General features: G+C 48.0%; 29 protein-coding genes and 1 other annotated feature. Of the genes, 27 read left to right on the top strand and 2 right to left on the bottom strand.

Annotation, left to right across the window (positions count from 1 at the left end; translation table 11 throughout):
• The 17 genes from murC to HP570_RS06730 all read left to right on the top strand — a co-directional run bounded on the left by murC (nt 1) and on the right by HP570_RS06730 (nt 16,777).
• Nucleotides 1-1,383: a UDP-N-acetylmuramate--L-alanine ligase gene (gene murC, locus HP570_RS06810; RefSeq protein WP_173625255.1), complete on the top strand. Its 1,383-nt coding sequence runs from the start codon at nt 1-3 to the stop codon at nt 1,381-1,383.
• Nucleotides 1,384-1,803: 420 nt separating this feature from the next.
• Nucleotides 1,804-2,799, top strand: coding sequence for a ketoacyl-ACP synthase III (locus HP570_RS06805; RefSeq protein WP_173625254.1), 996 nt, complete (start codon nt 1,804-1,806; stop codon nt 2,797-2,799).
• Between the two features lie 113 nt (nt 2,800-2,912).
• Nucleotides 2,913-3,347 (top strand): prepilin peptidase, encoded by a 435-nt coding sequence (locus tag HP570_RS06800; RefSeq protein WP_173625253.1) that lies wholly within the window; start codon nt 2,913-2,915, stop codon nt 3,345-3,347.
• A 117-nt stretch (nt 3,348-3,464) separates the two neighbouring features.
• Nucleotides 3,465-4,772 (top strand): hypothetical protein, encoded by a 1,308-nt coding sequence (locus HP570_RS06795; RefSeq protein WP_173625252.1) that lies wholly within the window; start codon nt 3,465-3,467, stop codon nt 4,770-4,772.
• 159 nt (nt 4,773-4,931) lie between these two features.
• Nucleotides 4,932-5,171, top strand: a complete 240-nt coding sequence (locus HP570_RS06790; RefSeq protein ID WP_173625251.1) for a DUF4321 domain-containing protein — start codon at nt 4,932-4,934, stop codon at nt 5,169-5,171.
• A gap of 8 nt (nt 5,172-5,179) precedes the next feature.
• Nucleotides 5,180-5,767: a Maf family protein gene (locus HP570_RS06785; protein ID WP_016739187.1), complete on the top strand. Its 588-nt coding sequence runs from the start codon at nt 5,180-5,182 to the stop codon at nt 5,765-5,767.
• 101 nt (nt 5,768-5,868) lie between these two features.
• On the top strand, nt 5,869-6,567 hold the full coding sequence (gene radC, locus HP570_RS06780) for a RadC family protein (protein WP_012685551.1): 699 nt from the start codon (nt 5,869-5,871) through the stop codon (nt 6,565-6,567).
• 108 nt (nt 6,568-6,675) lie between these two features.
• Entirely contained in the window at nt 6,676-7,719 is a 1,044-nt protein-coding gene (locus HP570_RS06775) for a rod shape-determining protein (RefSeq protein ID WP_012685552.1), read from the top strand.
• Between the two features lie 14 nt (nt 7,720-7,733).
• A complete protein-coding gene (gene mreC / locus HP570_RS06770) occupies nt 7,734-8,687 on the top strand; it encodes a rod shape-determining protein MreC (protein ID WP_012685553.1) in 954 nt (317 codons plus the stop codon).
• Nucleotides 8,687-9,211, top strand: a complete 525-nt coding sequence (gene mreD, locus HP570_RS06765) for a rod shape-determining protein MreD (protein ID WP_173625250.1) — start codon at nt 8,687-8,689, stop codon at nt 9,209-9,211. Before mreC ends, mreD begins: the two co-directional genes overlap by 1 nt.
• Nucleotides 9,212-9,232: 21 nt before the next feature.
• Nucleotides 9,233-11,665 carry a peptidoglycan D,D-transpeptidase FtsI family protein gene (locus tag HP570_RS06760; protein WP_173625249.1) on the top strand — a complete coding sequence of 811 codons (2,433 nt, stop codon included), beginning with the start codon at nt 9,233-9,235 and terminating at the stop codon, nt 11,663-11,665.
• Between the two features lie 149 nt (nt 11,666-11,814).
• Nucleotides 11,815-12,492: a septum site-determining protein MinC gene (gene minC, locus HP570_RS06755; protein WP_026133905.1), complete on the top strand. Its 678-nt coding sequence runs from the start codon at nt 11,815-11,817 to the stop codon at nt 12,490-12,492.
• Nucleotides 12,493-12,512: 20 nt separating this feature from the next.
• Complete coding sequence (gene minD / locus HP570_RS06750) at nt 12,513-13,307, top strand: septum site-determining protein MinD (RefSeq protein WP_012685557.1); 795 nt, start codon at nt 12,513-12,515, stop codon at nt 13,305-13,307.
• A 57-nt stretch (nt 13,308-13,364) separates the two neighbouring features.
• Complete coding sequence (gene rodA / locus HP570_RS06745) at nt 13,365-14,495, top strand: rod shape-determining protein RodA (RefSeq protein ID WP_142495672.1); 1,131 nt, start codon at nt 13,365-13,367, stop codon at nt 14,493-14,495.
• Between the two features lie 308 nt (nt 14,496-14,803).
• The gene (locus HP570_RS06740; protein WP_005832370.1) at nt 14,804-15,004 is read left to right on the top strand and encodes a cold-shock protein; all 201 of its coding nucleotides are present in this window, start codon (nt 14,804-14,806) and stop codon (nt 15,002-15,004) included.
• Nucleotides 15,005-15,162: 158 nt separating this feature from the next.
• Complete coding sequence (locus HP570_RS06735; protein ID WP_173625248.1) at nt 15,163-15,948, top strand: M23 family metallopeptidase; 786 nt, start codon at nt 15,163-15,165, stop codon at nt 15,946-15,948.
• Nucleotides 15,941-16,777 carry a M50 family metallopeptidase gene (locus HP570_RS06730; protein ID WP_012685560.1) on the top strand — a complete coding sequence of 279 codons (837 nt, stop codon included), beginning with the start codon at nt 15,941-15,943 and terminating at the stop codon, nt 16,775-16,777. The genes HP570_RS06735 and HP570_RS06730 overlap by 8 nt, the downstream gene beginning before the upstream one ends.
• A 10-nt stretch (nt 16,778-16,787) precedes the next feature.
• Here HP570_RS06730 and aac(6')-35 read toward each other — a convergent pair whose 3' ends face one another.
• Nucleotides 16,788-17,327, bottom strand: coding sequence for an aminoglycoside 6'-N-acetyltransferase AAC(6')-35 (gene aac(6')-35, locus HP570_RS06725; RefSeq protein ID WP_173625247.1), 540 nt, complete (start codon nt 17,325-17,327; stop codon nt 16,788-16,790).
• 107 nt (nt 17,328-17,434) lie between these two features.
• Between aac(6')-35 and HP570_RS06720 the strand changes: the two genes are divergently transcribed.
• From HP570_RS06720 to HP570_RS06680, 9 genes are all read left to right on the top strand, one after another.
• Complete coding sequence (locus tag HP570_RS06720; RefSeq protein ID WP_173625246.1) at nt 17,435-18,910, top strand: Rne/Rng family ribonuclease; 1,476 nt, start codon at nt 17,435-17,437, stop codon at nt 18,908-18,910.
• A 57-nt stretch (nt 18,911-18,967) separates the two neighbouring features.
• Nucleotides 18,968-19,046 (top strand) — a sequence feature (ribosomal protein L21 leader region).
• A gap of 10 nt (nt 19,047-19,056) precedes the next feature.
• Complete coding sequence (gene rplU / locus HP570_RS06715) at nt 19,057-19,368, top strand: 50S ribosomal protein L21 (RefSeq protein WP_007728661.1); 312 nt, start codon at nt 19,057-19,059, stop codon at nt 19,366-19,368.
• Between the two features lie 13 nt (nt 19,369-19,381).
• A complete protein-coding gene (locus HP570_RS06710) occupies nt 19,382-19,732 on the top strand; it encodes a ribosomal-processing cysteine protease Prp (protein WP_012685564.1) in 351 nt (116 codons plus the stop codon).
• A 7-nt stretch (nt 19,733-19,739) separates the two neighbouring features.
• Nucleotides 19,740-20,033: a 50S ribosomal protein L27 gene (rpmA, locus tag HP570_RS06705; protein ID WP_005832382.1), complete on the top strand. Its 294-nt coding sequence runs from the start codon at nt 19,740-19,742 to the stop codon at nt 20,031-20,033.
• Nucleotides 20,034-20,105: 72 nt separating this feature from the next.
• Nucleotides 20,106-20,726: a Spo0B C-terminal domain-containing protein gene (locus tag HP570_RS06700; protein WP_234127594.1), complete on the top strand. Its 621-nt coding sequence runs from the start codon at nt 20,106-20,108 to the stop codon at nt 20,724-20,726.
• A gap of 13 nt (nt 20,727-20,739) precedes the next feature.
• Nucleotides 20,740-22,017 (top strand): GTPase ObgE, encoded by a 1,278-nt coding sequence (gene obgE, locus HP570_RS06695; protein ID WP_012685566.1) that lies wholly within the window; start codon nt 20,740-20,742, stop codon nt 22,015-22,017.
• An 8-nt stretch (nt 22,018-22,025) separates the two neighbouring features.
• Nucleotides 22,026-22,691, top strand: a complete 666-nt coding sequence (locus HP570_RS06690) for a PilZ domain-containing protein (RefSeq protein ID WP_012685567.1) — start codon at nt 22,026-22,028, stop codon at nt 22,689-22,691.
• A gap of 289 nt (nt 22,692-22,980) precedes the next feature.
• Nucleotides 22,981-23,436: a helical membrane plugin domain-containing protein gene (locus HP570_RS06685; RefSeq protein WP_012685568.1), complete on the top strand. Its 456-nt coding sequence runs from the start codon at nt 22,981-22,983 to the stop codon at nt 23,434-23,436.
• 42 nt (nt 23,437-23,478) lie between these two features.
• Nucleotides 23,479-24,657, top strand: coding sequence for an NAD(P)/FAD-dependent oxidoreductase (locus HP570_RS06680; RefSeq protein WP_064200763.1), 1,179 nt, complete (start codon nt 23,479-23,481; stop codon nt 24,655-24,657).
• A 51-nt stretch (nt 24,658-24,708) separates the two neighbouring features.
• Here HP570_RS06680 and HP570_RS06675 read toward each other — a convergent pair whose 3' ends face one another.
• Complete coding sequence (locus HP570_RS06675) at nt 24,709-24,861, bottom strand: hypothetical protein (protein WP_007728640.1); 153 nt, start codon at nt 24,859-24,861, stop codon at nt 24,709-24,711.
• 185 nt (nt 24,862-25,046) lie between these two features.
• Here HP570_RS06675 and HP570_RS06670 point away from each other — a divergent pair, with 185 nt between their 5' ends.
• Nucleotides 25,047-25,490 carry an ACT domain-containing protein gene (locus HP570_RS06670; RefSeq protein ID WP_012685570.1) on the top strand — a complete coding sequence of 148 codons (444 nt, stop codon included), beginning with the start codon at nt 25,047-25,049 and terminating at the stop codon, nt 25,488-25,490.
• Nucleotides 25,491-25,509 lie beyond the last annotated feature (19 nt).

Genomic DNA, 25,509 nt, shown 5'->3' with positions numbered 1-25,509 from the left:
GTGGATCAGGCCCAACACGTCCACTTTGTGGGCATCGGCGGTTATGGCATGAGTGCCATTGCCCGCGTCTTGATCGACCTTGGATACAAGGTAACCGGCTCCGATGTCGCCATGAACGATTTGGCGAAAAAGCTGGAAGCAAGAGGGGCGGTCATTCATATTGGCCATAATGCTGCCCACGTGGAGGGAGCAGACAGCATCGTATACTCCACCAGTATTTCTAAAGACAATCCTGAGGTGATCGCAGGCCAAGCACTAGGAATTCCGGTCATGCACCGTTCCCAAATGCTTGCTCGCATATTGAATGAACGCACAGGAGTAGCAGTAGCCGGAGCACACGGCAAGACGACCACGACATCGATGATCTCTCACGTGCTGGAAGAGTGCGGTGTAGACCCGACTTTCATCATTGGCGGTGAATTGATGAGTGCTGGTACCAACGCAAAGGCAGGTACCAGTGATTATGTTATTGCCGAAGCAGATGAGAGCGACGGTTCCTTTTTGGAATACAGGCCGATGTATGAAATTGTGACGAGCATCGAACCAGATCATCTCGAGCATTTCGATGGCGACTTCAACAATTTGAAACAGGCGTATGTCCAGTTCTTGAGCCATCTTAAACCGGATGGAAAAGCGATCCTGTGTATCGATGATTCACATGTGCGCGAAGTCATGCCGTCCGTCGAAAAAACGGTCGTGACGTATGCAGTTGATCCGAACTTTGTGGCACAAGCACAGTTTTCTGCCACTTCGATTGAATGTGGAGATCGTTGCAGCACGTGCCAGGTTTATCACAAGGATGAGCGGTTGGGTGAATTGTGTCTCGTAGTCCCAGGCAAGCATAATATTGCAAATGCACTAGCTGCGATCATTGTATGTCTGGATATTGGCCTTTCCTTTGATAAAATTGCACAGGCGCTGTCTACCTTTAGCGGTGCCAAGCGCAGATTTCAAATCATTGGGGATGCACGAGGTGTCCTAGTCGTAGACGACTACGCGCATCATCCGACAGAAATTATCGCGACACTTAGCGGGGCAAGGGCATCGGGCAGACGTGTAATCGCTGTGTTTCAGCCACAACGCTACACACGCACGTATTTCCTTATGGATGAATTCAGCCGTGCCTTTGCAGAAGCAGACGAAGTGATCATCACGGACATCTACTCCCCAGCGGGCGAAGAAAAAATCGAAGGAGTAACCTCCGAGGTGCTGGTTCAAAAAATCCGCACCAACAGCCACCCGCGTGCGCAGTACATTCCTACAAAGGAACAAATGCAGGAGCATGTCTTCAAAGGATTGCAAGAGGGCGACCTCGTGTTGACAATGGGTGCAGGAGACATTTGGAAATCTGCTTACTGGCTGGCTGAAAGGCTAGAGAAATAACAGATAGAGCTGTATGAAGACTTGGAACCTACGGGTTTCAAGTCTTTTTATTTTGATCTACCTATATTTAAAAAAGTATCGAGCTACCAACCAAGCTAGTGAGAAGAAAAAGCACAGGGCTCGTAGACCTTGACAAAGCCTACCCAGTCGGAACTTAAAAAAGGAGACCACGCTTGTCGAACACTTCTTCCTTGAGAAACGTCCGCCCGTAGGGTGGCTTTGGATCGACGGTCCCCTTTTTTAAATGGAGACGTCCAGTGAATCCCCCATGCGGGCGTGTCAGAGTCGAAGAGACCTGTGCTTTTTCTTCTCCTCCCCTATGACGACTCAACATAGACTTTTATTTTTCTAAAAAATTAGTACCAGATACTAATATCTAGTGTTATAATCAGATCATAAAAATCGAAAGGTGATGTTCGGATGATGACAAATACAACCCCCTTCAAATCACGAATTACCGCCATCGGTACGTATGTGCCGAGTCGCGTTCTTACCAATACAGATATGGAAAAGCTAGTAGATACATCGAATGAGTGGATTTTGCAACGAACGGGTATACATGAGCGCCGTATGGCAAGGGAAGATGAATTTACCAGTGATCTGGCTATCGCTGCTATCCATGATATGATTACAAATTATGGGAAGGATGTCCGCGATGTCGATATGATTTTGGTCGCAACTAGTACCCCAGACTATCCATTTCCAAGCGTCGCGAGTCAAATCCAAGCGCATTTTCAAGTCGAGCAGGCGGGAGCCATGGACCTCTCTGCTACCTGTGCAGGATTTACGTATGCGCTCCATACAGCTAATGCGCTCATCAGCTCTGGTTTGCATCGCAAAGTGTTGGTGGTAGGTGCAGAAACGCTAACAAAAGTAACTGACTATACGGATCGTACGACGTGCATCCTATTCGGGGACGGAGCGGGAGCGGTGCTGGTTGAGCAGGATTCTACAGCTCCTGGTTTTTTGTCCGCCTATTTAGGCTCAAAGGGAGACGGAGGGATTCATGTATACCGAGCGGGCTTGTCCACGCGTATGAACGGACGAGAATTGAGCGGGAATGGATGCATGGTCCAAAACGGGAGAGAAGTGTACAAGTGGGCAGTAACAACTGTTCCAAAGGGGATGCTAGAGGTGGTGAACCGGGCGGGTAAAACGCTCGAAGATGTGGACTGGTTTATCCCGCACAGTGCCAATTTGCGCATGATCGAATCCATTTGTGAGAAGAGTCAGTTCCCTCTCGATAAGACATTGTACAGTCTGACACATTACGGGAACACATCAGCGGCTACCATCCCATTGTCGCTCGCCTTGGGGATCAAGGAAGGCAAAGTAAAGGCAGGGGATACGATCCTGGTGTATGGGTTTGGCGGTGGTCTCGTCCACGGTGGTCTTTTGTTCACTTGGAATCCGTAAAAGTGGCTATATCGAAAATGGAGAGGCTGTCCAGAATTGTTCTGGGCAGTTTTTTTGTCCCAGGAATGGTAGATATCCTTTTCGGAGGACAGGTTCAACTGGGGGAACAAAAAATGGCGAACGCTATGATATTATTCGTACTCTGCCTTTACCTTTCGTGGGTTGATTTTCATCATAGACGAATACCCAATCGCGCATTAGTTGCAGGGGTTGTACTGATTTCTTTTCTCGAGCTCGCTCTCTCTTCGCCAATGGAATGGCTGATGGCTGGACTTTTTGCGATTCTCAGTTTACTGGTGTTTGGATGGATTAGCTATTACAAGCCTCTTGCGCTTGGGATGGGGGATGTGAAGCTATTCGCTCTAGTCTGCTATGGACTCGGGATTCGCGATTTTGTAGTCGTTCTTACGGTTGCGAGCTTGGCTGCATTGCTCGTCTCTCTCGTTTTGTTGCTGATACGAAAAGTAAGTATAAAATACGAAGTGCCGTTTGCGCCTTTTGTCACGATGGGGTTAGCTGTCCTTTTATTTATGAGTGAAGCCTCTTGAAATGCCTTGTGGAATCGTAGTAGAAACAAATTCGATAGAATCACTAGATAGAAGTCATAACCCGTCCGAGCAAAACGTATGCTAGTACAAAGAGCCTGTGACTAGGAGGGCAAGCGTATGAGCGGACAAAATAAAAATCGTGTGACGGTCAAAATGAACGGAAGGTTCTGGGATGAAAAGCGGGACGACAGCACAAAGGTAGCAAGTAGAAAGCGCACGCCAAAGGACGATACGCCACGTGTTCGTTTTCAAGCCCCCCCCTTACCGTTTACTGACCCGTTTAAGGAGAAGGGCAACGAAGCATGGGAACGGATGATGCAGCTACGAGGAGCTGCCGCAAAAGAAACGAAGCCGAGTATTGAACTCGATCAGACGCCAAACGACTCCAGCGAATCCGATTTTTCCTTCGAGGATACCGAAGAAAAGGGATACAGGAGTCGTCCGATGAGTCGACTCGAAGCGTTATGGCCAGAGGGGCCCTTTTGGCGTACGACTTTAACAACAGGTGGGGCTGTAGCCATCGGCCTCTTATTCGGATTTCTTGTATTGACGGTCTTTTCCCAAAAGGAATTTTCCGAGTCGTACGGAAATGTTCTGAGTGAAACGGTTCAGACACTGACCGCGCTGGGTGCAGGCACTGAACAAACATCTGGGAAAAATGGCGTGGCAGGTCCCGCTTTGCCAGATGAAAGTCAGCGAGCGAAAGGTAAGGCGACGAATGGTAACGCGACGAATGGTAACGCAGTGGGTCAAACAGCGGTAGCTCTACAACTGCCAGCCGTAAACATGTACGTTGCACAGGCGGGAGTATTCCAGCCGGATGCATCGCCGCAAACAGCTGTAGAACCACTGGAGAAGGCGGGCATTCCTCATCTGCTTTATAAAGACGCAAGCAAGCAGTACATGTTCGCAGCCGCTGCTCCCACAAGAGATGCTGTGCTAGGCTTTGCCGCCAGCTTGAAAAACAAAGGCATGGATATATACGTCAAAGAATTCTCCTTTCCCGCTTTTGAAGGATCTATCCCTGTGGGAAAAGCCGCCAACGCATCTGGTGACCCTAACGTGAATGCCTTTTTCACCCACGGAGTCAAACTCGTCCAAACACTTTCCGCACAATCGGGGCTGATTATTACGACGGGTCAACTTTCGCCAACCGCAAAAGAAACGGCAGAAATAAAGGAAATTCACCGCCAATTTCTGGAGGAAAGCCGTAAAATGGAAGCCAAGGAGGCCTGGAAGCCATTGCTTGATGGGATGGTAAATGGGGTGAATCAAGCGCTGGCAGCCAGGGACAAAATGGCGGAAGCAAGCGCTGGCAAAAAGGTGGAAAGCGCGGAATCCTATGCGTGGCAAGTACAGGCAGGTGTCCTTGCTTTTTTCGAGAGCTACGCGAGTTGGATTCAAAAGGCACGTTCATCCACATAAATACAAGTTTATATGGTCTTCCGCAAGGTTTTCTTGCAGGAGGCCTTTTCTTTCTATACAGTAATTACCAGGAGCAATCAGGGATTGTTTCGCTTCTCCCCATTTGCTAAACTTATGTTTGGCAAAAAGAGAATCCCTTATAAAAAGGGAGTTGGGAAAATGGGGAAAGAAACGCTTACTCTCGTGTTTCTGTTGGTGAGTGGACTTTTGTTTGGTAGCATTATCGGGGAGATTGTAAGTCCTTGGCTACCTTTTTTGGCCAAGAGTAAAGAGATTACTTGGTCGCCTGCGGCAGATTTAGAAATTTTGAAGTACGAACTGAACTTTCAGGTAAAACTAAATCTAGCCAGTATCGGAGGCTTAGCCCTCGCGTTTTGGATACATCGACGAATAAAGTAGGTTGAAAAATGACGAAAAAAAATGTTCCTCTCATTCTGGCTTCATCTTCGCCGCGTCGAAGGGAGCTTCTGCAAACTTTAGGCTTATCATTTACCGTCATCACCAGTGATGTAGATGAGACGACCGCAGAGCATTTATCTGCGAGCGAAGTAGTAGAAGAATTGTCTTTGCGCAAGGCCAAGGAAGTGGCTTCTCGCTTGACGGAAGGCGTCGTTTTAGGATCTGATACGGTAGTCGTTCTTGATGACCAAATACTGGGCAAGCCTGTTGATGAAATGGACGCATATCGTATGTTGTCCATGCTCCAGGGGCAAGAGCACACCGTTTATAGTGGAGTCGCCTTGATAGATGTGGAGACAGGTCGTACTGAAGTCTCACATAGTCTAACGCACGTAAGAATTCGAGCTTTAACAGAGCAAGAAATCAAGTCGTACATCGCGACAGGTGAGCCGATGGATAAAGCGGGCTCTTACGCCATTCAGGGTATTGGAGCCACGATCGTGGAAGGAATAAACGGAGACTACTTCACTGTTGTTGGTCTTCCGTTAGGCCTGACGTCTACTCTTTTGACACGTTTTGGGATGCCAATTTTGTAAAGTTGTCATGCTTGAAGCAAGCGGCGACGGCCATACGCCTCATGAACATCTCCATGTCAGCCGTTTTCGATAATGTGAATATGGCTGGAGGCGGATATAAAATGGCAACAAATACCTGTAACAAAATGCTGTTGAAAAACGTCCCTTACTATGACCGTCCACGTGAACGACTGCTTCGCGAAGGAGCGGTCCATCTGTCTGATACTGAACTTCTTGCCATTTTACTGCGGACAGGCAGGGAACAAGAGACGGCTCATCAGCTGGCTCAGCGCTTGTTAGCCAGGTTTGGAGACCTGCGTGGTTTAGCCCAAGCCTCTCATGCTGAGTTAACAGAGCTAAAAGGAATTGGTCCAGTCAAAGCGATTGAATTGCATGCTGCGTTTGAGCTTGGGCGTAGATTGATGGGAGTGCCTCGAGAGTATAGGGCTTCTATCCGTTTACCACGGGACGTAGCTGATTTGATGTCGCCAGAGCTTGCTCATTTGACACAGGAACATTTTGTCTGTCTCTTTCTGAATACCAAGAACCATGTGATTGGCAAGCAGACGATTTTTGTAGGCAGTCTGGACGCTTCCATCGTACACCCGAGAGAAGTCTTTAAAGAAGCGATCCGTCGTAGCAGCGCATCGGTGATATGCCTACATAACCATCCGAGCGGTGATCCGACACCTAGCAGGGAAGACATTGCGATTACGCATACATTGCGTGACGCTGGTGAACTGGTGGGGATTTCATTGTTGGATCATGTTATTATCGGGGAAGGCAAGTACGTTAGTCTCAAAGAGCAAGGGTACTTGTAGCATGTTTGAAAACCTTCCCCAAAAACGCGGTCGCTCTACCTTGAAGAGGCCTCGAAAGAGGTTCTCTTATGCTTGTCATTTGGATTAATATTTGGAAGGAGTTTTTTTATGTTTGGTGGATTTACACGTGACTTGGGGATTGACCTCGGCACTGCCAATACACTTGTTTTTGTGAAGGGGAAAGGAATTGTGGTGCGTGAGCCTTCTGTTGTAGCGATCCGCACGAATAACAATTCCATTGAAGCAGTAGGGAATGCAGCGAAAAGTATGATCGGTCGTACGCCAGGCAATATCGTAGCGGTTCGCCCAATGAAAGACGGGGTTATCGCTGACTTTGATACAACTGCGACAATGATGCGCTATTTCATCAATCAAGCACAAAAAAATCAAGGGCTGTTTACACGTCGTCCAAACGTAATGGTCTGTGTACCTTCGGGAATTACTGCGGTGGAAAAGCGCGCGGTCGAAGATGCTACGAAGCAGGCTGGGGCGAAGGAAGCATATACGATTGAAGAGCCGTTTGCAGCAGCGATCGGTGCAGACCTGCCGGTGTGGGAGCCGACTGGTAGTATGGTCGTTGACATTGGCGGCGGTACGACAGAAGTTGCAATCATTTCTCTCGGGGGGATTGTGACATCCCGCTCTATTCGTGTGGCCGGGGATGAGATGGACGAGGCGATCATTCAGTACATCAAGCGCCGTTACAACTTGATGATCGGGGAACGGACTTCAGAAACACTCAAGTTGGAGATCGGCTCTGCGATTGCTCCTGATGAGGTCGAAAACGTTGACATTCGCGGTCGTGACCTTGTAACCGGATTGCCAAAAACGCTCTCGGTAAGCAGCACAGAGATTGCGGAAGCATTGGCGGAAACCATTTCTGCTATCGTGGAATCGGTGAAGGTAACACTCGAAAAAAGCCCGCCTGAGCTCGCGGCGGACATCATGGATCGTGGAATTGTACTCACAGGCGGCGGTGCGCTCTTGCGCAACATGGATCGCCTGTTAAGTAAGGAAACGGGTATGCCCGTGCATGTCGCGGAAAACGCACTGGATTGCGTAGCGATTGGAACAGGTCGTGCATTGGAGAACATTCACCTCTTCAAATCCAAGCAAGGCATCACCTCTTCCCGACTAAAACGGGGTAAATAAACGGAGGGTAGGGCATGTCGTTTTTCGGGAATAAGCGGCTTATCATTGTACTTGTAGGCTTGGTCCTGCTTATCTCCGTCGTGGGCTTCACTTCTCGTGAACGGGTTAGCCTGACCTGGCCAGAAATGTTCTTCAAAGATACCTTCAGCGTGGTGCAGGGCTTTTTTTATCGTCCTGCCCAGGCTGTTTCTGGCTTTTTTCAGGAAATAGAAGAAGCGTACGGCGTGTATGAAGAAAACAAGGCACTTAAGGCAAGCTTGGATCAATACGCACGTCTAAGTGCCGAATTGCACACACTCAAGGCAGATAATGATCGCCTTCGAGAAATGGTGGGGGCAAAAGATTCACTTAAATCTTACAACCTTCACTTCGCGGAAGTTGTGGCGAGAAACCCTGATACATGGAACAACGTCGTTACCATCGATCAAGGATTAAAAAGTGGTATCAAAAAGGATATGGCTGTCATTACAGCCAAAGGAATGGTCGGGCGCATACAAAGTGTTGCCAACTTTTCAGCTACGGTTGAATTGTTGACGAGCTACGAGCGACGTGACCATATCTCAGCGGATATTTTGACTGAGCAGATCGTTGACGGCAAGCCTATGTACCGTCAGGTTAGTGGTGTTATTGAAGAGTACGACGCGCAAAAGAGATTGCTCGTCATGCGCAAAATCCCTTGGGGACAGGCAATTAAAAAAGATCAGCAAGTTATTTCATCCGGCTTGGGAGGAGTTGTCCCTCGCAATTTGCCAATCGGCTATATTGTTCGCGTAGAGCCAGATGATTATGGCTTGACTCAAACCGCCTACATCCAGCCAAGCGCTGATTTTTCACAATTGAATGAAGTCATGGTTGTGGAACGAGACTTCACAATTGGCCCCAATGGTGAATTGATCCCGCAACAGCCAGCTGGTCAGACACAAAAAACTGTCCCTCCGGCTCCACCTGCTAGCGGGGGTGGTCAGTAATGGCTCGATTTTTATTGACGTTGGGCGTCGTGATTGTGTTTGTTTTGGAAGGAACTGTGATGCAAGTATTTTCACCTGATGCATGGGGTCTGTCTTGGTTGACGGTACCCCGGTTTGCGCTTGTCTGCTGCATCTTTATTTCGATGTATCTCGGCAGGCGCGAAGGTTTGTATTACGGGATCGCCTTCGGGTTTTTACAAGATGTCCTATTTGGACAACTAATTGGAATCTATACCATGTCCATGATGGTGGCCAGCTACTTTGCAGGGATGATCGTTCTTTTGTTCCAGAGAGGATTCGGGATGGTTTTCATTACTAGCTTCCTGATTTTGTTCGGACATGAGTGGCTTTTGTATTCGTTGTTCCGCTTGTTTTCCGCCGCCCCCTTCGATGTTCGATGGATTTTGACGCATCAAATTTTGCCTAGTGTGCTGTTTAATCTCGCTTTTGGCTTACTGGTATACTTTCCGATCAAGAATGTATGCAACAAGATTCTGGCGAAAAAGGAAATGCACATGCAGTAAGGACAAAGGAGAGGAGAGTTCGTGGAAGAAGTCAAAGAACCGAAATCAGACATACCTATTCGGCTCAATATATTGTTTGTGATTGTATTTTTGTTCTTCGCCGCCATTATTTTGCGGCTATCCATCGTGCAGCTGGTGGAAGGCGAACAGTACAAGCATGAATTGGAAAAGTTCAGTATTCGGGAACTGCCGATTTCCGCTCCTCGAGGCCGTATCTTGGATAAAAATGGCGAGGTACTCGTTTCGAATAAGCCTGTGTACACTGTGCAATACGTTGAAGAACAAGGACAGGACATTGATGAAGAGAAAGTTGCGGATCGTCTGGCAAAAATCCTCATCCCCGATGGCGGCAAAATTGGTACGGATAAGGAATTGTTAAAGAAGACGATTGAATTGAGATCAACCTTGCCTGTTGCTTTCAATGGGCAAGAAACGAACGATCTCAAGGCAAAGGTCGCGACGAAGTTAAAAGTCGTTCCGAAAGTCGAGACCGTTGATCAGATGTCTGACTTCCAGTTGGTAAAAACCGCTGTATATCTGGGAATGCGCGTTCGTTCTCCTTTTGATGACAAGGAGAAAGCAGATCTTATTAAGAAACTGAATGCTGCCAAACCAGGTACACCCGCTATTACGGAAGCGAACACCACGGACTTCGAGCTGTTAAAAATGGCGATAAACGCCAATATGACCCTCGCTCTGAAACTCGACAAGGAAGATCGCAATGACCTCGCCAAAAAAGTGAAGGAACAGATTTCAGCTTTGCCAACCCCGGAAGGCTTAGCAGATAAGTCTGACATGGATTTGCTGCGCTATGCCTCGTTGTTCGACATGGATGTCAAACTGCCGTTGACAGAGCAGCAACGCCAATTTCAGTGGCACAAGCTCTCTTTGCTGCAGGAAATGCGTTCACCGCAGATGGCCAGCTACATTCCAAGACGTGTCAAGGTCAACATCACAGAGCAGGAAATGTTCCAAATCGAAGAACGACGCACCGAGCTGCCGGGAATTAGTGTGGAGTTGGAGCCAGTGCGCCAAATTTTCGAAGATCCGGATGGTTCGGCATTTGGTACTCACTTTCTTGGGTACATCAATGCGATTCGTCCTGAGAGCTTGAAAGAATATCAGGCACAAGGCTACAATGCTATCGACCGTGTCGGTGTAACTGGGCTGGAGAGCTCCTATGAACGTTATTTGCGTGGCAAAAACGGGATTATGGAAGTGCACGTGAACAAAAATTCGGAGACGGTAGAGAAGCAGATGCGCCAAGCCCCTGAACCAGGAAACGATCTTGTTTTGGCTTTGGACTGGCGTTATCAAAGCAAGGTAGAGGCCATCTTGAAAGAAGAGGTTGAAGCATTCAAGAAGCGCCCGTCTACACCAAAAGCATTTAAAGACGCACACGTATTGGTGATGAATCCGAATACAGGCGAAATATTGGCGATGGCGAGTTATCCAGATTACAATTTGAATCTGTATTACGACCGTAAGAAATTCAACGAGAATTACGCCTCGCTTATTTTGCCGAACGAATCAAACAGATTCATCTATACGCCGTATCCACCTGCTTCTACCTACAAGCCACTGTCTGTCATGATTGCGCTTCAGGAGGGGCTGACTACACCGAACGAAGTCATCTATGACCGAGGCGGATTGTATGTCGGAAACACGTATAAACGCAACTGGAAGGCGGGTGGTCATGGAGCTGTTAACGCTCGTCGTGCCTTGCAGGTGTCGAACAATACGTATATGTACGAAATGGCGCTTCGCTTAGCAAGAAAAGGAAAAGATGGCTGGGAGAAGCAGTTCTCTGTCTATGATTACTACAATGCCCAGTTTGGTCTTGGTGTGAAAACAGGTGTGGATCTGCCGAATGAACATACTGGTTGGGAAAACCAGAACATGTACTTCGGGAACTTGGCGGACGTGATGATTGGTCAATATGATCTGTTCACGCCGATGCAGTTGGGTCAATACGTTTCGACCATTGCCAATGGAGGATATCGAATACGCCCCCATCTTGTAAAAGAAATTCGCAAAGGAACCACCGATCCGAAGAAACCAGGTCAAACGCTCTCCGTTATTGAACCAGAAGTTCTCAACCGGGTTGATATCGATCCGAAGTATATACAGGTGGTAAGAGAAGGGATGCGGCTGGTTACTCAACCAGGTGGTACCGTTCAACGCTTCAAGGGGTTGCCGTTCACGGTTGCAGCCAAGTCTGGTACGGCACAAACGTCGCAGCCAGCGGAAAACGCACTGGTTGTCGGCTTTGCGCCTTATGAAAATCCTCAACTGGTTTTCGTCGTCGTTGCCCCGAACAGTTTGAGAGATGGTACATCCAGTTCTGATGCTACTGGTCCGATCTCGCGTCGATTGCTCGAAGCTTACAATGAACTGAATCCAGGTGTCCTTACTGGTGGGGTTCCGAAGCCGAATCCAACGTCCTCGAAGTAACCAGAAGTTGTCCAGGGCAATGAAGCCCAAGAGAATAATTGAGTCAAGCTCTTGTAAAACGCCACTATCTGACCCGTTTCGGCAATTTTTTTACGCAGAGCAGGAAAAATCTTTCTGCATGGCGAATGGTATCGGTCGAGGTGAAACCGGTGACGACTGTGAAAAGCAAGGTCACGATCAAAGGGACTAAAGAGGGTCTCGTCTTCTTTATGGATGATACCTGTTCCTTCGACGAACTGCTGGCCGATATGCGTGAAAAAATAGAGCATAGCCACCAACAGATTTTGTCGGGGCCACTCATTCGGGTATCTATAAAATTGGGAAAACGATACTGCTCACCAGAGCAACAAGAGCAGTTGACTCAAATTATTCGAACTAAGGGCAACCTGGTGATCCATACAATCGAATCTGATTTGATCACGCGGGAAGAAGCGATGGCTGAACGCCTGAAAACCCATTTTTCCATACAGGTAAATACGGTACGCTCTGGGCAAGTTCTGGAGTTTGACGGTGATTTGCTCTTATTGGGAGATGTCAATCCCGGGGGGACGGTTCGCAGTACAGGAAGCATTTACGTGCTAGGGCATCTCAGAGGGTACGCGCACGCAGGTATTTCCGGTGACTCACAGGTAATTATTGCGGCTGCAGTCATGAGTCCTACTCAGTTGCGGATTGCAGAAGTGATTAGCAAGCCGGGTGAGGAATGGACGAATAATTCTGGAGGCACAGAATTCGCCTATCTGGAAAATGAGATCATGCTGGTAGCGAAAATGAACTACTTGTCGCGAATCCGCCCTGAATTGGGTGAGAAAAAGCGTGAGGGTTGAGGGAAAGAGGAGGAACGGACGTGGGGATAGGAATTGTCATAACTTCCGGTAAAGGCGGCGTGGGTAAGACGACCACTTCCGCCAATTTGGGAACGGCGCTCGCATTGTTGGGACAAAAAGTGTGCATGGTAGATACCGATATTGGCTTGCGCAATCTGGATGTAGTCATGGGACTTGAGAACCGAATTATTTATGATCTGGTAGACGTTGCCGAAGGCGCATGCCGACTGCCACAAGCTCTGATCAAAGACAAGCGGTTTGAAAATCTGGCATTGCTCCCGGCTGCTCAGACCAAGGACAAATCCGCAGTAACTCCTGAGCAGATGGAAGAAATCATTACGCAACTGAAACGTGAATATGATTATGTCATCATCGATTGCCCGGCGGGTATTGAGCAAGGCTTCCGCAATGCGGTGGCAGGGGCTGATCAAGCAATCGTCGTGACTACACCTGAAAAAGCCGCTGTGCGTGATGCTGATAGGATTATTGGCCTATTAGAGCGAGAAAAAATCGGAATGCCGAAGCTGGTGATCAACCGTGTTCGCTCCCATATGGTGAAAAATGGCGACATGCTGGATGTAGAAGACATTTTGGATTTGTTAGCCATTGACTTAATTGGTGTAGTGCCGGATGATGATCATATCATAAAATCCGCGAACCAAGGTGAGCCTGCTGTGATGAACCATGAATCGCGTGGTTCCATCGCCTATCGGAACGTAGCGCGACGCCTTTTGGGTGAAGCTGTTCCATTGCAACCATTGGAAGAAAAAGCGGGCGTGTTCCACAAAATGCGTAAATTCTTTGGATTAAAATAGGTAATACTTGGCTCCCTTCTTTTATAGAGGGGAGTCACGTTTTCTAGGAGGAAACGGATGGACCTGGAAAAACGTCATTTAAAAACAATTGACTGGACCATCATTTTGATTTTGGCAGGGCTAGGTGTCTTCAGCTATCTGGGGATTTCCGGTTCTGCGGCAGGTGTAGATAAGGCGCATCAGCAGGTCCTTTGGTATGTCATCGGCTTTATTGTGCTAGGTGTGACATTGCTATTTGACTACCGGCTCTTTCAAAACACGGCCTATGTTTTGTATGCGATCGGTGTGATTCTTTTGATCGGGGTATTTCAGACGAGGGCGATTAATAATGCCACGAGTTGGTACGACCTTGGCCCTGTGTTGTTTCAGCCTTCCGAACCAATGAAGCTGTTCACGATATTGACCGTTGCACGCTTCTTGTCCAAGAGGGCAAACGATCAAGACCGCTTTTACTACTTTTACAAACTGATTCCGGTAATGTCCTTGGTTGGCTTTCCGTTGCTTTTGATTTTGATGCAGCCCGATTTGGGTACCGCAATGGTTTATACAGGTATGCTTGCCACTATGCTAATCGTTGGTGGTATACGGATGAAGCATGTATTGTATATGGGCGGGCTGGTCGGCAGCTTTTTTGCCGCCATGACACTGTTGTATCAATACAAGCAGGATATCTTTTTCAAGATTATCAAGCCGTATCAATGGGATCGGATCGTCTTTTGGATGAACCCGGATCTTGAACCGATGGGACGAGGGTTCCAGCTCAAGCAAGCATTGATTGCTATCGGCTCTGGGCAACTGTTCGGAAAAGGGCTTGATACGCCGACACAAGCGAGCTTTGGATGGGTGCCGGTTGGAGAAAGTGATTTTATCTTTACCGTCATTGCAGAAAAGCTGGGCTTTGTCGGAGCGGGCTTGCTGATGATTTTGTTTTTCGTCTTGATTTACCGAATGATCCGCATCGCGATGGAGGCAAAAGATCCGTTCGGCTCCTACGTTGTTGCGGGTGTCGTAGGGATGCTTACTTTCCAGATCTTTGAGAACATCGGCATGACGATTCAGTTGATGCCGATTACGGGTATTCCGCTTCCGTTCATTAGCTACGGAGGGAGCTCGCTCGTAACCAACTTCCTGATCATTGGTGTGGTGCTCAACATTGGGATGCGTAAGGACAAGTTGCGTTTTGATTAAATAGTTGTTCCAAAAAGTCTTCAGTTCGCCCGCTTTCTCGGTGCGGAATAGAAGACTTTTTGGATACTCATGAAATGCGTGACAAATGCAAATACTTATGCTAAAATCATCCTAAGTTAACCATTTTTACAAGTTATAGTGTTTGATTGATTGGTATGGAGTCGTACGTATTGTGAGTGACGTCACCAATTGTCAATCGCAATTCGTATGACTTTTTTTCCTTGACGCAAAAGGCTTATCTGTAAAAAAGAGGTTAACGCTACACTCTTTCGCCTCGTGGGGCGTAATGTTCAGGGAGGTTTTGTTTCATGCAACAAGGTATCGTAAAATGGTTTAACGCAGAAAAAGGATACGGCTTCATCCAAGTTGAGGGTGGCGACGACGTATTCGTACACTACAGCGCAATCCAGTCAGAAGGTTTCAAATCTCTTGACGAAGGTCAAAAGGTTGAGTTCGAAATCGTTCAAGGTAGCCGTGGACCACAAGCTGCTAGCGTAACTAAACTGTAAAATTGACAGATTCAAAGGCAGTCTCTCTATGGGGAGACTGTCTTTTTTGCATGTTTCTACCCGATAAGCTGGGGAGTTGGAGAGGGGCGACGGTCGTCATAAAGCAGGTAGACAAGTCATAGGATGATACTAAAGGCTTGGCCTGCGGAGGGATGGACATGTTTGAAAGAGTAGATCGCGCAAAAGAAAGACGGAGGGAGCGTTTGGAACGAATTCGAACACAGTCACGAGACGGCTATACTCCCTACGTCGATGATTGGAAAGATCCGATCGAAGAAACGCCAAACCCATTCAGTTACTCGCCGCCTGAGAACGATATGATGGACCAGCCACCGTCTCATGAAAAGTGGGGCGTGCAAATTTTAGCATCTGTCTTATTGATTGGTGCCGCTTATGTATTGTTTCAAACAACGCTGATCCCTGCCTCTTGGAAAAGCTCCGCGAGGGAAGTCATGACACGGGACTTTAATTTTTCTGGGGTAGCGGACTGGTATGAAGCGAGATTTGGACCGATTCCGACGATGCTTCCTTCGATGCCTACCAATCCCCCTGCCGTGCCAGCTACGAGCACAACAAAGGGTGTAGCTGCTGTGTGGAAGCTCCCAAGTAGCTGGGAAATCGTTAAATCCTATGATCCAGAGAGCGCAAATGTGATCTTGCATACGGGAATGAACGATCAAATCACGATCGGAGAAGCTGGCTGGGTTGCTTTTGTCGGTGAAAAGCCTGATTATGGGACGACAGTGATTGTTCGCCTAACCAAAGGGCGGGAGATATGGCTGGGCAATCTCGATAGTATAGGGGTGACGAAGGACGAGGTCCTTGCACCTGGTAAGGTCATCGGAACCGCTCGGGTAATGGATCAGACATCACGTCAACTGTATCTAGGGGCGAAAGTGAATGAGCAATTTGTCAATCCCTTGGAAGTGATTCCATTTGAATAGGGGAGGCTGGCTCGACATTCGGTTTCGCATTCATCTGCTATTTTGGGTGGTGATTGGCTTGTCCGTGGTGACAGGCCATTTTTTGGAGGTCATTACCTTGTTTGTCATCGTGCTGATCCATGAATTAGGGCATGTAGCGATGGCGCGTGAGCTCGGATGGACCGTAAAAGAAGTGCAGCTTCTGCCTTTTGGTGGAGTAGCGACGATGGAAGACTCATACGCTACGGATCCATTGGATGAGATTGTCGTGGCACTGGCAGGGCCCTTCTTAAATATGGTGATGATGGCTGCCTCCTACTTGTTTTGGTTTATGGGGATATGGACGGAAGAGTGGGCCCGCTTTTTCTTGGTAAGCAATTTGACGATTGCGCTGTTTAACCTGTTGCCAATCTGGCCATTGGATGGCGGGAGAATCTTGTTGGCGGTTCTATGCTGGTTTATGTCATATAGGCAAGCGACGATGATATCGATGACAGGGAGTACGCTGTTTGCGGGGATCATGGTGGGGATGTCCAGCTTGGAGTTGAAGTACAACTTAGCAGTGATCGGGATTTATTTACTGACGTTGAACATTCAGGCATTTTTGCGATTTCCTTATCAATTTTTTCGTTTCCTGGTCGAAAAATACGATCGGCAGCTAGACGGAGCTGCCGTTCAAGCGATACGGGTGCATCCCGAGGAAACGGTACTAGCTGTCTCGCACAAGCTGCGACGGGGATGCTCCCATCTTTTCTACGTCCAAGGTGCGGGTCTCTTGGCTGAGGAACAGCTTTTGTATGCCCTTTTGTTTGAACAAAAGCACGACGCCGCAGTGGGCAAGCTCCTTTAGTCTTTAGACCTTAATCAGCAGGAGCGATCCATTCCATCAGCCAGCAGTCACGCATGCTTCCTTCGTGCCATTCGTGCAGAGGAAGCTCTTTTACTTTTCGAAAGCCACATTTTTCGTAGCAACGGAGGGCTCGTTCATTCCAGGCTTGCGGGTCAATCGCTACTTTTTGTGCCCGTTTTTCCGTTTGGAGGTAGTGGAGGATGGCTGTAACGAGCTGAGTTCCAATACCGCGATTCCAGTAAGCAGGCTCTCCGATGAACTGGTCCATGCCGTAGACAACATCGTCATTTGCATAACCATACCGTTGTTTTTCCGGGGCATCGAGCGGATAAAATTGCGCATAGCCAATAGGTTTGTCCGCGTGCAAGATCAGGCAGCGGGTTTCACCGTCATCTTCCGGAAAAAAGCTTTGCTGCACGAGGGACTCGTCATATGGCCGATCGCGACCTTCATAGTAGGCCAAAACGCGTTCGTCAGAAAGCAATTTGACTAAGTGAGCGGTATCATTGGGGGTTAATGCTCGAATGGTAAGATCACCAGCATGAATCATGGTTTATCTCCTTTACCTTGACTTGGTAGCTATGTTAGATTACTTCCTATGAGCCCGGTTATCCTTCTTTGGGGCAATGTTTGTACGGGGAATAAGGAGTGAAGGCAGTGAAGCAAGTAGCGATCAGTACACAAGGTGGCAGCATCCGCATCGCATTTATGGAAAACGGGAAATTGCAGGAATGGCGTACACAGGATGTGAGGTCACACGCAAGCGTGGGTGACATTTATCAAGGACGGATCGCAGATGTAAAGCCTGGTATCCAATCCGCTTTTGTTGATATTGGTACAGGTCAAAATGCTTATTTGTATGTAGATGACACGGTCGGTGTGGAGTCGGGTGGAACAGCGAAACCCAATATTGCAGAACGCGTTCACGTTGGGCAAAAGGTATTGGTTCAAGTGAGTAAAGAGGCGATGGAAATGAAGGCGCCCAAAATCACAATGCGGATCAGCTTGCAGGGGCGTTACCTGGTGTACCTTCCGACTGAAGAGAGCATTTCACTTTCGCGTAAAATATCTGATGATACCAAACGAAAACGACTGCAACAGGTGATCTCTTCGACAGTAGAGCAAGGGGAAGGCTGTATTTTGCGCACAGAAGCAGCGGAAGCAGAGGAGCAGACACTCATTCGTGAACTTACCTATTTGCGCAATCGTTGGCAGGACATGCGGCGAACAGCGGAAGGACTGCGCTCAACCGGGCGGATTTTTCAGGATGCCGAGTTGATCGAGGTGGCCCTACGAGATGGCTTGGCGAACGGAATGGATGAGTTGTTGGTAGAAGGTGCGGCGACTCATCAGCAGGTAAAAGCGGCGTTGGCAGCTTTTGCTCCGGAAGTACAAGAGAAGCTTCGCTGGTATCAGGGGAAACAGCCGCTCTTTGACTACTTGGGTGTCGAGGCGGAGTTGATTCGTGCTCGTGATCGACAGGTGCCGCTTAAGAGTGGAGGGTCCTTGGTCATTGACAGGACAGAAGCGATGACGGTCATCGATGTAAACACCGGTTCATTCACTGGTGCGGGAGGGCAACAGCGGGAGCAGGCAGTAACCGCAACCAATCTGGAGGCAGTAGCTGAAATTGCCCGGCAGCTTCGCTTGCGGGACATCGGTGGCATCGTGATCATTGATTTCATTGACATGAAAGAGCAGGGCAATAAGGAGCGAGTGATCTCGCGATTGAAACAAGAGCTGGCAAAGGACCCTGTGCCTTCGACTGTTCTCGGGATGACTTCGCTCGGATTAGTCGAAATGACGCGAAAAAGAGTTCGTGCGAGCCTGATGGAGCGGTTGACGGAGCCATGTGAGGCATGCGCGGGTCGAGGGAGAGTTTGGCGAGTAGACGAGCTGTTACGGCACTTGTACATCGAAGTTACTGCATTGGCAAAGAGCCAAGATGCGGAGGCTGTTCTCGTAGACATGCCGCCACGATTGTTGGACATGATAGACGAGTGGGAAAAAGCAGAAGCAGTTACATGGCCTGTCCATGTCTATAAGCGGCTTGTTCCTTCTATGAGCCCAGACGAGTTTCGAATTGGATACGTCGGAAATCGGGCAGAGGCGGAGCGTTTACACTCGAAATAACTTGACTGGGCTATTGTAGCTATGATAACCTAATGGTTGTCATGCAGATATGCCTCGTGCATACTGTAACCGCACGAATCAGGTACATAAGCCGTCGCTCGTCGACGCACCTGTAAAGGCGAGTCTGAGTATAGGAGGTGCACACAGTGTACGCAATTATCGAAACCGGTGGAAAGCAATACAAAGTTGAAGAGGGAGCAGTTCTCTTCATCGAGAAATTGGCTGACGTTGAAGGTGAAGTAGTTACTTTTGACAAGGTTCTTCTCGTAAGCAAAGACGGCAAAGTTACTGCAGGAGCTCCTACAGTAGCTGGCGTTACGGTAACTGGTAAAGTAGAAAAACACGGTAAAGCGAAAAAAATTATCGTGTACAAATACAAAGCCAAGAAAAACTACCGTCGCAAACAAGGTCACCGTCAACCATTCACTAAAGTTGTGATTGAAAAGATCAACGCTTAATTGGTGACTTGTTATGATTGAAGTGATCGTGAGCCGTGCGCAGCACGGTATCCATGAAATTAGTATTTCCGGACATGCCAATGCAGGTGCCTATGGGGCAGACATCGTTTGTTCTGCTGTATCAGGCATCAGCTTTGGTATATTAAACGCCATCCAACCTTTGACCGGCATCACCCCTGATGTCGCTGTCGCACAAGAAGGCGGTGGGTTCTTGAAGTGGAGTCTTTCTTCTTCGGATGATGAGACTGCACGCGAGAAACAACAGCTTTTGGCAGAGAGCATGGTCATTGCTCTTTTGTCAGTTGAGGCGAATTACGGTAAATACGTAAAAGTAAATGATCGTAAATGGCAGGGAGGTGTCTGATATGAACATGCTGTTTAACTTGGACCTTCAGTTTTTCGCATCGAAAAAAGGGGTAGGTTCTACAAAGAACGGTCGCGATTCCATTTCCAAACGTCTGGGCGTGAAACGTGGCGACGGGCAATTCGTTACTGCTGGTAACATTCTCGTTCGTCAACGCGGAACTAAGATCTACCCAGGTGCGAACGTAATGAAAGGCGGAGACGACACTCTGTTTGCAACTGCAGATGGTGTTGTTCGTTTCAAGCGTCTGGGCCGTGATCGCAAACAAGTTGTGATCGAGCCAGTTGCTTCCGAAGCGTAAATATTTATTAAGAAAAACCCAGCGATATAGCTGGGTTTTCTTTTTGTCCGGCTCTTTTTTGTGGTACAATAGATGGGAAAGATATTCTTATCGACTTGGGTGAATGTGATGGGGGACGAGCGGAGGCTGTTTACGCATCAGACAGACCAACTGCTGACCGTTCTGAACAGGCAGCGGCATGACTGGTTGAACCATGTTCAGGTTCTGCTCGGCTATTTGCATTTGAACCGTACTGAACAAGGAGAGGCCCATTTGAAGCGCATTGCACAGATGGCAATGCAGGAATCGATGGTTGCCCGATTGAATAGCTCCTTGTTGTCCGTCTTCTTCTTGACATTTAACGCACTGAACAATGAATTGCTTTTAGAAGTAGACGTGTGCAATCATGTGGATCTCACGCGAGTAGTCTTGAACGAGCAAGACTTGTTTCAGTTGGTGTCAGAGATATTATGCACAGTGAACGATCATGTAGACCAAAGCGGGTACGAAGCGGCCAGCATGCAAGTAAGCTTGCAGATGGATGAATGTGGCGTTCATTTTCGTTTTGACCTGGCCGGTGTACTTCGTGCATCCGGAATGGAAGAATTGGAAAAGCTGATACGTAAAAGCGAACAGAGTACGGTGGAAGTCACCGAGTGGATACATACGGAAGAGGAATGGGTCCTGAAATTGGTGGTTCCATTCGCGGAATGAAAGAGGTGACACCATGTTTGTCGATCAGGTAAAAGTATATGTAAAAGGCGGGGACGGTGGTAACGGAGCCGTCTCCTTTCGCCGGGAGAAGTACGTACCGCTGGGTGGTCCAGCGGGTGGAGATGGCGGTCAAGGTGGAGATGTCGTATTTGTCGTGGATGAAGGTCTGCGTACACTGGTAGATTTCCGTTATCAACGACATTTCAAAGCACCACGCGGAGAGCATGGCCGCAACAAATCTCAGCACGGAGCAGGCGCGGAAGACATGGTCGTGCGCGTGCCACCGGGAACAACTGTCATTGATGATGATACCAAAGAAGTGATTGCCGATCTTGTGGAGCAAGGTCAACGTGCTGTGATCGCAAAAGGCGGACGTGGTGGACGAGGCAATAATCGTTTTGCCAACTCTTCGAATCCAGCCCCACACATCTCGGAGAATGGAGAGCCAGGGCAAGAGCGTTACATTGTCATGGAGCTCAAGCTGATTGCAGATGTGGGCTTGGTTGGTTATCCGAGTGTAGGGAAATCCACGTTGCTGTCCAGTGTAACAGCGGCGAAGCCAAAAATTGCTGCGTACCACTTTACGACGCTGACACCGAATCTGGGTGTTGTGGACTTAGGGGAGCGGAGCTTTGTAATGGCCGACTTGCCAGGATTGATTGAAGGCGCGCATGAAGGTGTGGGTCTTGGTCACCAATTCCTGCGTCACGTAGAGCGTACACGCTTGATCGTCCATGTGATTGACATGGCAGCAGTAGATGGACGCGACCCATACGAGGACTATTTGCAGATCAACCGAGAGCTGACGCTGTATAACCTGAAGCTCGAAGATCGTCCGCAAATTGTAGTCGCGAACAAAATGGAACTGCCAGAAGCAGAGGAAAACCTGCGTATATTCAAGGAAAAGGCTCCAGATGTCAAGGTGTACGAGATCTCCGCTGCAACCAGTAAAGGCGTACAAGAATTGATGTATGCGATCGGGGATACCTTGGCGACGATTCCGGACAAGCCTGCTGTCGAAGAAGTTGCGGAAGTGGAAGAGCGCGTAGTGTTCCGAGCAGAAAAAGAACCAGATGCATTCGAGATTACGCGTGATAACGAAGTATTTGTCGTCAGCGGTGAGAAGATCGAGAAGCTCGTACGCATGACGAATCTGAACAGCTATGATGCAGCCCAGCGTTTTGCGAGACAAATGCGTAGCATGGGTGTAGATGATGCTCTGCGCAAGCTGGGAGCAAAAGACGGGGATACCGTTCGGATCGGCAAATTAGAGTTTGACTTTGTGGAGTGACAAAAACCATGATTGATATCCCATCACTGAACCCATTTATGGGGGATAAACGACTCCAACGCGGTGCATCGCTACCGCTAATCATCTCCAAGCAGGTGCAGACACCTGTCCAAGTTTTGGTTGAACATGCAAAGGGCAATTATCTCGTAGTTTCCTATGAGATGAAGCCTGAAACGAAAGCAGAGCTGCTCGGAACAACTGTACGCATTCGTTGGGAAACAGATGCGGCAGTGAACACCATTGATTTGGAAGTAGTTTCGGAGCAAACGATTTGGCCGATCAAGCTTTTAGGGATGATTCCGATTAGTGTAGGGGTAGAAATTACCCAAAAGCGCAAGCAGGATCCGATTTCCCCAGATCTCGGTATTTCTGTCCCTTACAAGGTGATGGGAGCTAGACCGATCGAAGAAAAAGGCGAGGCAGTGTTGCTGAAATTCTCTCCTACCCGTCTTGTTTTGGGAACGGACGGTTATGTGTCAAAGGGCGATTTTCTCCATTTGTCTTTCAAGATACCGAAGCAAGCGCAGGAGATCGTCATGATGGCGAAAATCGTGGAAAAAACGTTCCAAGACAACCAAACAATCATTGAATTAATCTTTACGGATATCAATGAAAAGCACCATGAACTCATCAAAGATTACTATAAAAAGCTCTCAACTACCGCTTCTTCCTAAGGAAGCGGTTTTTTTCCTTTGCTGTTCCCGTGAAGAAGGTATATAGTAGAGTACATAGAGTTCTCAATCGAGCCTGTTCACTTCATGATTTGTTGTGTGCGCTTTCCTGAATAAATATTTGTGAAATCATTCACTTTTTATTATAAGAATCCGTTGTTTGCTTTACTTTGTGAAAAATGTTACATGCAATTTTTTACCGGATTTTCAGGGAGAATAGCGGCCGTTACTCGTATGAACAGGCATCGAGAATGGAAGGCCTCTATTCCAAAGCAAAGGAGGACGTTTTTTTATGTCTCAAACAACTACGCAACAAGCTCAAGCTGCTGCTGAAGTAGCAAGCACTGCTACTCTGGCACCAGCGCAGCAACAAGATGTACTCGATCAGTTGATGAAACCCGAAATTCAAGAGTCACTGAACATATTGGTGGCGAACCTGCCTAAATTGGCGGAACTGACAACTCTTTTGACCAAAACCTATGATTTGGTACAAACGGTAGCAAATGATCATGTATTGATCGACGACATCAAAGGCGGAATGGAAGAGTTCGTAAAACCGATCTCTGATAAAGCAAAAGGTATTGCGCAAGCAGCCATTGAAGCCAATGACCGTGTTCATGTAGAAGAGTCTACGATCGGTTTGTTCGGTATTCTCAAAATGCTCAAGGATCCGCAAGTACAAAAAACATTGCGTTTCGCACAAGCATTCCTGGAAGTAACTGCAGAACGTCAACAACAAAAACGATAGTTTTTTTATTATGGAATGGAAGACAAGGACGGAGGATTGGGCATGGCGAAGCATATTCTGATTCTAGGCGGCGGTTATGGCGGTTTGCTCAGCGCATTGACTGCACGTAAATACATGACGGCTGAAGAAGCGTCGATCACGGTAGTAAACCGTTTTCCTACTCACCAAATCATTACGGAACTGCACCGCTTGGCAGTAGGAAACCTGTCTGAACAAAACGTGGCGCTCCCTCTGGAAAGATTGCTGCGTGGCAAGGAGATTAACCTTGTAGTAGACACGGTAGAAAACATTGGTCTCGAGTCCCAACGCGTAACATTGGCGAGCGGCGAGTCCATCAAATACGATGCTTTGGTCATTGCGTTGGGAAGTGAAACCGCATTCTTTGGAATCCCAGGTCTGCAAGAGCACAGCTTTACACTGAAGTCTGTAGAAGAAGCAAATCGTCTGCGTGCACACCTCGAAGAGCGCGTGATTGAATACAAGACGAGCAAAAATAAAGCAGATGCTACCTTCGTTGTAGGCGGTGGCGGTCTGACAGGTATCGAGCTGGTTGGGGAATTCGCTGATATGTTGCCAAATCTGTGCCATAAGCACGGCGTAGACTTTGCAGACGTTTCCATCTACTGCGTAGAAGCAGGTCCATCCATTTTGGCTGGTTTTGCTCCTGACCTGGTTGAGCGTGCGAAAACAAGCTTGGAAAAACGCGGCGTTCAGTTCCTGACAGGCGTACCTGTAACGGAAATGAAAGAAACCACAGTTTGTCTGAAGGATGGCGGTACCATTGAAACCAAAACAATGGTATGGACAGGTGGCGTACAAGGAAATCGCGTAGTAGCTGAGTGCGGCGTGGAAGTAAACCGCGGGCGTGCAACTGTTACAGAATTCCTGCAATCCACTTCTCACCCTGATGTATTCCTTGCAGGTGACAGTGCGGTCGTAATGGGGCCAGAAGGTCGTCCATTCCCTCCAACTGCTCAACTGGCATGGCAAATGGGCGAAGTAGTAGGTTACAACCTCTTCGCACACTTCAACGGCACTAAAATGGATACCTTCAAGCCGGTATTCTCCGGAACATTGGGTAGTCTGGGCCGTAAAGACGCAATCGGTACAATTGGTGCAAGCCAATTGAAGCTGAAAGGTCTGCCTGCAACCTTGATGAAAGAAGCGAGTAACGTTCGCTACTTGACTCATATCAACGGTCTGTCGTCTTTGGCATACTAATCGAATCAGGAAAACCCGGGATCATGATGTCCCGGGTTTTTTTGTGCTTGTTTATCCGTTTCCGCTCGGATCTTCAATCACGTTTGGGGATTGTGCCATCTTTTTGCCCCGCATGTCATTGCCAAACTGTTCGAGACTGCTTGGCTTACCCGCTGGGTGATTGTTACGGCGCTCCGATTTATCTGACTTTCCACGTCCGGCCATTTGCCTTTCACCTCCTCCATACGATACGCATTATTGTGCGCGAAGAAGCTCCCCCTCATGTAATCAAAGTAAACCAAAAAGGATCGGATGAAAAAAAGTGGCGGATAAGGATTGTCACATTCCATGCTTTCCGTTATAATGTCCTCTATGAAGAAACAACTGTTTTTCTCAGGAGGACACAACGCATGAAGAAGGAAGAAAAATTCTACTTGATTCGATCTGACATCCTGCCAGAATCGATTGCCAAAACGATTGAAGCCAAGAAGATGCTGGAATCCGGCGAAGTGGATACCGTGAATGAAGCGGTTGAACGGGTGGGATTGAGTCGCAGTGCTTTTTATAAGTACAAAGATGGCATTTTTCCGTTCAATGCGATGATGAGCGAAAAAATTATGACGTTTACTTTCTCTTTGGATCACATGTCAGGTTACTTGTCCAAAGTGCTCACATATGTAGCAGATCAAGGTGGAAACGTATTGACCATCAATCAAACGATTCCACTTCAAGGGATTGCTACCATATCCATGTCAGTCGATATGGCTAATCTTCGCGTATCTAGCACGGAGTTTTTGGATGGCTTGCAGCTGATCCCGGGCGTTCGCAAAGCGATGATCGTCGGTAGGGGCTAAGAAAAAACAATCAAAGAAA

The organism is Brevibacillus sp. RS1.1 (genome assembly GCF_013284365.1).
Lineage (GTDB): Bacteria > Bacillota > Bacilli > Brevibacillales > Brevibacillaceae > Brevibacillus > Brevibacillus brevis_D.
This window is presented reverse-complemented; position numbering and strand designations above follow the sequence as displayed.

Bases quoted from the DNA above. Each gene is read 5' to 3' on its own strand.
- HP570_RS06805 (WP_173625254.1), top strand. From the start codon at position 1,804: ATGATGACAAATACAACCCCCTTCAAATCACGAATTACCGCCATCGGT.
- HP570_RS06800 (WP_173625253.1), top strand. From the start codon at position 2,913: ATGGCGAACGCTATGATATTATTCGTACTCTGCCTTTACCTTTCGTGG.
- HP570_RS06795 (WP_173625252.1), top strand. From the start codon at position 3,465: ATGAGCGGACAAAATAAAAATCGTGTGACGGTCAAAATGAACGGAAGG.
- HP570_RS06790 (WP_173625251.1), top strand. From the start codon at position 4,932: ATGGGGAAAGAAACGCTTACTCTCGTGTTTCTGTTGGTGAGTGGACTT.
- HP570_RS06785 (WP_016739187.1), top strand. From the start codon at position 5,180: ATGACGAAAAAAAATGTTCCTCTCATTCTGGCTTCATCTTCGCCGCGT.
- radC (WP_012685551.1), top strand. From the start codon at position 5,869: ATGGCAACAAATACCTGTAACAAAATGCTGTTGAAAAACGTCCCTTAC.
- HP570_RS06775 (WP_012685552.1), top strand. From the start codon at position 6,676: ATGTTTGGTGGATTTACACGTGACTTGGGGATTGACCTCGGCACTGCC.
- mreC (WP_012685553.1), top strand. From the start codon at position 7,734: ATGTCGTTTTTCGGGAATAAGCGGCTTATCATTGTACTTGTAGGCTTG.
- mreD (WP_173625250.1), top strand. From the start codon at position 8,687: ATGGCTCGATTTTTATTGACGTTGGGCGTCGTGATTGTGTTTGTTTTG.
- rodA (WP_142495672.1), top strand. From the start codon at position 13,365: ATGGACCTGGAAAAACGTCATTTAAAAACAATTGACTGGACCATCATT.
- HP570_RS06740 (WP_005832370.1), top strand. From the start codon at position 14,804: ATGCAACAAGGTATCGTAAAATGGTTTAACGCAGAAAAAGGATACGGC.
- HP570_RS06735 (WP_173625248.1), top strand. From the start codon at position 15,163: ATGTTTGAAAGAGTAGATCGCGCAAAAGAAAGACGGAGGGAGCGTTTG.
- HP570_RS06710 (WP_012685564.1), top strand. From the start codon at position 19,382: ATGATTGAAGTGATCGTGAGCCGTGCGCAGCACGGTATCCATGAAATT.
- rpmA (WP_005832382.1), top strand. From the start codon at position 19,740: ATGCTGTTTAACTTGGACCTTCAGTTTTTCGCATCGAAAAAAGGGGTA.
- HP570_RS06700 (WP_234127594.1), top strand. From the start codon at position 20,106: ATGGGAAAGATATTCTTATCGACTTGGGTGAATGTGATGGGGGACGAG.
- obgE (WP_012685566.1), top strand. From the start codon at position 20,740: ATGTTTGTCGATCAGGTAAAAGTATATGTAAAAGGCGGGGACGGTGGT.
- HP570_RS06690 (WP_012685567.1), top strand. From the start codon at position 22,026: ATGATTGATATCCCATCACTGAACCCATTTATGGGGGATAAACGACTC.
- HP570_RS06685 (WP_012685568.1), top strand. From the start codon at position 22,981: ATGTCTCAAACAACTACGCAACAAGCTCAAGCTGCTGCTGAAGTAGCA.
- HP570_RS06680 (WP_064200763.1), top strand. From the start codon at position 23,479: ATGGCGAAGCATATTCTGATTCTAGGCGGCGGTTATGGCGGTTTGCTC.
- HP570_RS06675 (WP_007728640.1), bottom strand. From the start codon at position 24,861: ATGGCCGGACGTGGAAAGTCAGATAAATCGGAGCGCCGTAACAATCAC.
- HP570_RS06670 (WP_012685570.1), top strand. From the start codon at position 25,047: ATGAAGAAGGAAGAAAAATTCTACTTGATTCGATCTGACATCCTGCCA.